At 71.6% G+C, this 6,803-nt stretch carries 7 protein-coding genes; 6 read left to right on the forward strand and 1 reads right to left on the reverse strand.

The window, feature by feature from the left end:
* Nucleotides 1-149 precede the first annotated feature (149 nt).
* The 3 genes from GUY60_RS31905 (at nt 150) to GUY60_RS31915 (ending at nt 3,629) form a co-directional block, all read left to right on the forward strand.
* Nucleotides 150-1,031, forward strand: a complete 882-nt coding sequence (locus GUY60_RS31905) for a shikimate dehydrogenase (protein WP_161704192.1) — start codon at nt 150-152, stop codon at nt 1,029-1,031.
* Nucleotides 1,024-2,874: a bifunctional sugar phosphate isomerase/epimerase/4-hydroxyphenylpyruvate dioxygenase family protein gene (locus GUY60_RS31910; RefSeq protein ID WP_161704194.1), complete on the forward strand. Its 1,851-nt coding sequence runs from the start codon at nt 1,024-1,026 to the stop codon at nt 2,872-2,874. The genes GUY60_RS31905 and GUY60_RS31910 overlap by 8 nt, the downstream gene beginning before the upstream one ends.
* A gap of 68 nt (nt 2,875-2,942) precedes the next feature.
* The gene (locus GUY60_RS31915; protein ID WP_161704196.1) at nt 2,943-3,629 is read left to right on the forward strand and encodes a TetR/AcrR family transcriptional regulator; all 687 of its coding nucleotides are present in this window, start codon (nt 2,943-2,945) and stop codon (nt 3,627-3,629) included.
* A 12-nt stretch (nt 3,630-3,641) separates the two neighbouring features.
* Here the strand turns inward: GUY60_RS31915 and GUY60_RS31920 are convergent, their stop codons facing one another.
* Nucleotides 3,642-4,574 (reverse strand): AurF N-oxygenase family protein, encoded by a 933-nt coding sequence (locus tag GUY60_RS31920; protein WP_161704198.1) that lies wholly within the window; start codon nt 4,572-4,574, stop codon nt 3,642-3,644.
* A 104-nt stretch (nt 4,575-4,678) separates the two neighbouring features.
* Here GUY60_RS31920 and GUY60_RS31925 point away from each other — a divergent pair, with 104 nt between their 5' ends.
* The 3 genes from GUY60_RS31925 (at nt 4,679) to GUY60_RS31935 (ending at nt 6,766) form a co-directional block, all read left to right on the forward strand.
* On the forward strand, nt 4,679-5,404 hold the full coding sequence (locus GUY60_RS31925) for a TetR/AcrR family transcriptional regulator (RefSeq protein WP_312866497.1): 726 nt from the start codon (nt 4,679-4,681) through the stop codon (nt 5,402-5,404).
* A gap of 1 nt (nt 5,405) precedes the next feature.
* A complete protein-coding gene (locus GUY60_RS31930) occupies nt 5,406-5,768 on the forward strand; it encodes a DUF4873 domain-containing protein (protein WP_161704202.1) in 363 nt (120 codons plus the stop codon).
* Nucleotides 5,769-5,893: 125 nt separating this feature from the next.
* The gene (locus tag GUY60_RS31935) at nt 5,894-6,766 is read left to right on the forward strand and encodes an AraC family transcriptional regulator (protein WP_161704204.1); all 873 of its coding nucleotides are present in this window, start codon (nt 5,894-5,896) and stop codon (nt 6,764-6,766) included.
* The last annotated feature ends 37 nt before the right edge of the window (nt 6,767-6,803 follow it).

Genomic DNA, 6,803 nt, shown 5'->3' on the forward strand with positions numbered 1-6,803 from the left:
CCCCAGACCCCGCTCCTCAAACTCCCCCAGCTACCGCTGGGAGGTGCCCCCAGAGGGGCTGAAATTGGCCCAGGCATGCCCCGGAGAAGCCGAACGTGCCCCCGTACAGGCTGAATTGATCCCGCCCCACCAGAAAGGCACCCCATCCCGTGTCCTCCTACCTCACCGGTCTGATCGGTTCCGGTATCGGGCCCTCGCTCAGTCCTGCCCTGCATGAACGCGAGGCGGCTCGGCACGGTGTTCCGTTGCTCTATCGCACCCTCGACCTCGACGTGCTCGGCACCCCGCCCGAGGAGGTGGGTGAGCTGGTGCGGGCCGCCCGTCGTCTCGGGTTCGACGGGCTGAACATCACCCACCCCTGCAAGCAGCTCGTCATCGAGCACCTCGACGAACTCGCCCCCGAAGCCGCCGAGTTGGGCGCCGTCAACACCGTCGTCCTGAGCGGCGGCCGGGCCGTCGGGCACAACACCGACGTGACCGGGTTCGCCAAGTCCTTCGCCCGTGGCCTGCCCGACGTGGCCACCGGGCAGGTCGTCCAGCTCGGCGCGGGCGGTGCCGGAGCGGCTGTCGCGCACGCCCTGCTGAACCTGGGCGTCGACCGGCTCACCGTCTGCGACACCGACCCGGTACGCGCCGCCGCCCTGGCCGACGCGCTCGTCGCCCGATTCGGCGTCGGGCGCGCGGTGCCCGGTACGCAGGACGCGGTCGCCGCCGCCGACGGACTCGTGCACGCCACGCCCACCGGCATGGCCGCACACCCCGGACTGCCGCTCCCCGAGGAACTGCTCCGCCCCGAACTGTGGGTCGCCGAGGTCGTCTACCGGCCGCTGCGCACCCAACTCCTCGACACCGCCGAGGCGTTGGGCTGCCGCACCCTCGACGGCGGCGGCATGGCCGTGTTCCAGGCCGCCGACGCGTTCCGCCTCTTCACCGGCCTTGAACCGCACACCGAAGCCATGCTCGCGGACTTCACCGACCTCACCGCACCCACCGCCTCGGCCGCCTCCGCCGTAGGGGGACCGTGTGTCTAGCGTCGGCCGGCCCGAGCGTCGTGGCGCCCGTAAGTCCATCGCCACCGTGTCGCTGAGCGGGCCGCTCTCCGAGAAGCTCACCGCCGTCGCCGCCGCGGGCTTCGACGGTGTGGAGATCTTCGAGAACGACCTGCTCGGCACGGCACTCAGCCCCGAGGAGATCCGGCTGCGCTGCGCCGACCTCGGGCTCACCATCGACCTCTACCAGCCGCTGCGGGACATGGAGGCCGTGCCCGAGGACGTCTTCGTACGCAATCTGCGGCGCGCGGAGCGGAAGTTCGAGGTCATGCGGCGGCTCGGCGCCGACCTGCTCCTCGTCTGCTCCAGCGTCGACCCGCGCGCCGTCGACGACGACGCGCTCGCCGCGGGCCACCTGCGCCGACTCGCCGAGCGCGCCCAGGAACACGGCATCCGCGTCGCGTACGAGGCGCTGGCCTGGGGCCGGCACGTGCACACGTACGGTCATGCCTGGCGCCTCGTCGAGCAGGCCGACCACCCGGCGCTCGGCACCTGCCTGGACAGCTTCCACATCCTGTCGCGGGGGAGTGAGGTCGACGGGATCCAGGACATACCGGGCGACAAGATCTTCTTTCTCCAGTTGGCGGACGCCCCGCTGATGGCGATGGACGTCCTCCAGTGGAGCCGCCACTACCGCTGCTTCCCCGGTCAGGGCGGCCTCGACGTCGCCTCGGTCGCGGCGGCCGCTGTGCGTGCCGGGTACACGGGGCCGCTGTCCCTGGAAGTGTTCAACGACGTGTTCCGGCAGGGCGAGGCCGCCGCCACCGCCGTGGACGCGCTCCGCTCCCTGCTGCTCCTCGAAGAGTCCGCGGGACTCGCACGACCGCCCGCACCGCCCGTGCCCGAAGGCTTCGCGTTCGCCGAGATCGCCACGTCCGACACCGAACCGGTGCGCTCGGTGCTCGACGCGCTCGGGTTCGCCCGCACCGGCCGCCACACCACCAAACCGGTCGAGCTGTGGGAGCAGGGGCGGGCCCGTGTCCTTCTCAACTCCGGTGCGAGCGGCGGGCGTTGTGGGCCTTCCCTGGCCGCCGTCGGGCTTGAGACCGCCGACCCGGCGCAGGCCGCGCACCGTGCCGAGGCGCTGCTCGCGCCGGTCGTGCCGCGCCGCCGGGGGGCCGGTGACGCCCCGCTCGACGCGGTCGCCGCGCCTGACGGTACGGAGTTGTTCTTCTGCCGCACGGACCATCCCGACCACCCCAGCTGGACCGGCGACTTCGAGCCGGTGGTCACGGTGTCCACGGCGGGCTCGGCGGGCGGGCAGGGGCACGTCGACCGTATCGACCATGTCGCGCTGACCCAGCCGTGGCACCAGTTCGACGAGGCGGTGCTGTTCTACCGGGGAGTGCTCGGCCTCGCCGTCGACGAGAGCCTCGACCTGGCCGACCCGTACGGCCTGTTCCGCAGCCGGGCCGTCGCCGCCCCGGACGGCGGGGTGCGGTTCGCCCTCAACGTGGCGCCGGGGCCCGGCGCCGACGACAACCGGCTCCAGCACATCGCCCTCGCCACCGACGACGTGCTCGCGGCGGCCCGAGCGGCCCGCGAGCGCGGCGCCGCCCTGCTGCCGATCCCCGCCAACTACTACGACGACCTCGCCGCCCGGCACGAGCTGCCGCACCGACGCATCGACGAGCTAAGGGAGTTGGGCATCCTCTACGACCGCGACGCGCACGGCGAGTTCCTGCACTGCTACACCGCCGTCACCGGCCGGGTCTTCTTCGAACTGGTCCAGCGCACCGGCGGCTACCGCGGCTACGGAGCGCAGAACGCGGGCATCAGACTCGCAGCGCAACACGCCCAGCAGCACCACCAGCACCACCCGTGACACCCGGGGGTGCCCAGGGACCCGGCGATACACTGACCGGCCCGGACACCCCCGCACCGAGGAGCCGCATGGCCGCCGTACCACCGCCGAAGTCCCGGCCCGCGTCCGCGTCCGCTTCGGGCGAGCCCGCCAAGCGGACCCGGGACAAGGCGAGGACCCGTGCGGAGATCCTCGACGTGGCCACCGAGGAGTTCGCCCGGCTCGGCTACACCGGGGCCAGGGTCGACGAGATCGCCGCGCGGATACAGACCACCAAGCGGATGATCTACTACTACTTCGGCAGCAAGGAACAGCTGTTCACGGCCGTCCTGGAGCGGGCGTACGCGGGCATCCGGCACCAGGAACAGCAGTTGGACGTGGCCGGTCTCGCGCCGGTCGCGGCGATCCGGCGGCTCGCGGAGCTGACCTTCGACCACCACGAGGCGCACCCGGACTTCATCCGCCTGGTGAGCATCGAGAACATCCACGAGGCCGAGCACATCGCTGCGGCCCCGAGCCTGGGTTCCCTCAACTCGCCCGCGATCGAGGTGATTTCGGCGATCCTCGACGAGGGCCGCGCGCAGGGTGTGTTCACGGCGGACGTGGACGCCGTGGACCTGCACGCGCTGATCAGCTCGTTCTGCTTCTTCCGGGTCGCCAACCGGCATACGTTCCACGCCCTGTTCGGCCGCGACCTCACCGCGGCCGACACCCGGGAGCACTACCGCACGATGCTCTCCGACATGGTGATCGCCTACCTCACGGCCACCCCCTGAAGGAGCCGCGGTTCAGGGCAGCAGATGGGCCTTGCGCCACAGCGGCAGGCCGGGGCCGCCGATGAGGCCCGCGTCGTCGAGGAACGGCATGATCCGCTCACCGCCGAAGCGCAGCGTCCTGCGGTAGTACGGGTTGGCGTGCGCGGTGCGCCAGGCCACCTTGGGGTCGAGCCCGACGGCGGCGTACGCCTTCGGGTGGATCAGGGAGCGGGAGATGCAGTACGACACCAGGGCGATCATGAACTGCTGGTAGCGCCGCTCCGCCCGGCCCAACTTCGGTGCGCCGCGCAGCACTTCCTCGCGTGCGAAGGTGACGTGCCGGGCCTCCTCCATGACATGGATCCGGTTGACCATCCGCATCAGCGGCTGCACGGAGTCGTCCGCCGCCATCTCCCGCTGGAGCTTGTCGAGGACCTCCTCGGCGACCAGGATCGAGCCGTACATCGCCGGTCCGTAGGCGAGCGTCGGAAGGATCTTGGCGAGCTGGTGCAGGAACGGCGGCGGGCCGTACGCCGGGCAGTCGATGCGCTCGACGAGGCGGGCGAACATCGTGACGTGCCGGCACTCGTCGGCGACCTCGGTCAGCGCGTACTGGGTGTGCCGCTTGATCGGGTCGCTGTCGTAGACCTCCTTGAGCAGCATCTTCATCAGCAGGATCTCAAACCAGAGGCCGACGCTGGCGATGGTGGCCATCTCGTGCTTGCCGAGTTCGCGCCGCTGGTCCTCGGTCATCCGCTCCCACAGCGGCGTCCCGTAGAGGGAGACGCGGTGCGGCAGGAGGAAGCCCTTGTCCTCGGCGAGCGGTGCGTCCCAGTCGATGTCGATCTCGGGGTCGTAGAACTTCTTCGCCGAGGACGAGAGCAGTCGCGCGGCGGTCTTCTCGCGGTCCGGAACGGCCGCTCGGGGCTTGGGAGTTGACTCGGTTCGGGGCAGTGCTCGGGCCATCAGCGGCTCACTCCTCGCGGTGCCGAGAAACTGTTACTTCGAGGTAACGGTTACCCTCGGTAGCATGTAGCGTGTGCCGCGTGGCAGTCAAGGGTGGGGAACCGGTGCGTTCCGTTGACGGACGCAAGGAGCGCTGGCGGTCCCATCGGGCCGCGCGCCGCGAGGAGTTCGTCGACGCCGCGCTCCGCGCCCTCGCCGCGCACGGACCCGAACTCCGCGTCGACCAGGTCGCGTTGGCGGCGGGCGTCAGCAAACCCGTCCTGTACCGGCAGTTCAGCGGCAAGACCGATCTCCTCGAAGCGGTGCACGAACGGGCCACCACCCTGCTCATCGAGCGACTCGTGCCCGCGCTCGACTCCTCGCTCGCCCCGCTCGCCCAAGTGCGCGCCGCCGTCGACGCGTTCTTCTCCGTACTCGACCAACACCCCAACCTCTACTGGCTGGTGAACACCACCATCCCGGCCGGACCGCTGCGCGAGGGCACCGGCGTACGCGCGGGCAAGGCGCTCGCGGCCGCCACCCTCAGCCAGGTCTTCGCCGCCCACCTGCGCGCCCTCGGCCTGGACACCCGCGACGCCCAGCCGCTCGCCCAGGCCGTCGTGGGCATGGTGCACACCACCGCCGAGTGGTGGCTGGAGTCGCGCACCATGAGCCGCGCCGAGGTCGTCGACTTCCTCACCCCGGTCGCCTGGGCCGCCATCGACGGCTACCTCGGCCGGCACGGCGTCCGGCTCGACCCGCACACCCCGGTAAGCCCCGACGACATCCCGTCGCCGCGCGCGGACCGGCCCCTGTCCCGTACCCCGCAAGGAACGCAGGAGGAGTCCTGAGATGGCGTACGAACCGAACGACCGGCGGCAACACGAACAGCACGAACAGCACGGCCACGAAGGTGGAGACGACGGCTACAGCGGCGCGGCCACACTCGTCGTCGACGGCGCGGAACAAGCGGTGGAGGTGACCCTGCGCGGCCACTTCCAGCCCATCGACGGCCGCTACCACTGGTACGGCCGCATCGCCGCCGACGCGGCCCTCGTCACCCGGCTCGGCGGGAAGCGCACCGAGGCCCTGCTCCGCACCCCGCAGGGTGAGGCGCTCGGCGAGCTCACCGACCCCGACCCGTGGGACCGCTACCGCATCAGCGGCACCAGCACCCCGCCGTTCACCCTCGACCAGACACTCCCCGAGCACTGACCGCACCGACCGCACCGACCGGCCCCGCCCGCGCTGCCCGCCCGACCGCACCGGGCACAGAATGTCGGGTCGGCCCCCTGTGGCGCTGCCTAGCGTGATGAGCGTCAAAAGGAAGGAGGCCGGGAATGCTGGACCGTCTCAACCAGGCCATGGACCGGATCGAGGACCACCTCACCGAGGACGGCGTACCGCTCGACGTCGCCGCACTCGCACAGCTCGCCCTCACGTCCGAGTACCACCTGCGGCGGATGTTCTCCGCGCTCGCGGGCATGCCGCTCTCCGAGTACGTCCGGCGCAGGCGGCTCACCGTCGCAGGCGCCGACGTACTCGCGGGCCGCGACACCCTGCTCGATATCGCGGTGCGGTACGGATACGGCTCGGCCGAGGCGTTCGGGCGGGCGTTCCGCGCGGTGCACGGCATCGGTCCCGGAGAGGCCCGGCGCACCCGGGCCGCACTCGACTCGCAGCCCCGGATGTCCTTCCGCCTCGTCGTCGAAGGGACCAGCAGCATGCGCTACCGGATCGTGGACAAGCCGGAGTTCACCGTCGTAGGACCGAAGGCACGGGTGCCGCTCGTGCACCTCGGACCGAACCGGGCGCTGATGGACTTCATCCGCGGCATCGGCAAGGACGCCGTCGCGGACCTGGAGAAACTGTCCGACCAGGAGCCGCACGGCGTCCTCGGGGTCTGCGACGACCTCGACCCCAGCCGCGCCGAAGGCACCGAACTGGACTACTACCACGGGGTGGTGACCGCCGCCCCCGCTCCCGAGGGCAGCGCCACGCTCACCGTGCCCGCCGGCACCTGGGCGGTCTTCGACACCTCGGGCCCCGCCCCTGAAGCCGTCCAGCACCTGTGGCGGGACGTCTTCACCCAGTGGTTCCCGTCCAACCCGTACCGCAGCAGGCCGGGCCCCGAGCTGCTGCGCACCCGGTACTCCGACGGCCACACCGAGGTCGAGGCACAGCTCTGGCTCCCCGTGGAGCGGCAGGCCTGACCCGGCGCCCGGCCCCGCCCCGCACCCGGGGCGGGGC

Origin of the sequence: Streptomyces boluensis, assembly GCF_009908195.1 — a bacterium.
In the GTDB taxonomy this organism is placed as follows: Bacteria; Actinomycetota; Actinomycetes; order Streptomycetales; family Streptomycetaceae; genus Streptomyces; species Streptomyces boluensis.

Coding starts and splice junctions, on each gene's coding strand:
- GUY60_RS31915 (WP_161704196.1), top strand. CDS start 2,943: ATGGCCGCCGTACCACCGCCGAAGTCCCGGCCCGCGTCCGCGTCCGCT.
- GUY60_RS31920 (WP_161704198.1), bottom strand. CDS start 4,574: ATGGCCCGAGCACTGCCCCGAACCGAGTCAACTCCCAAGCCCCGAGCG.
- GUY60_RS31930 (WP_161704202.1), top strand. CDS start 5,406: ATGGCGTACGAACCGAACGACCGGCGGCAACACGAACAGCACGAACAG.
- GUY60_RS31935 (WP_161704204.1), top strand. CDS start 5,894: ATGCTGGACCGTCTCAACCAGGCCATGGACCGGATCGAGGACCACCTC.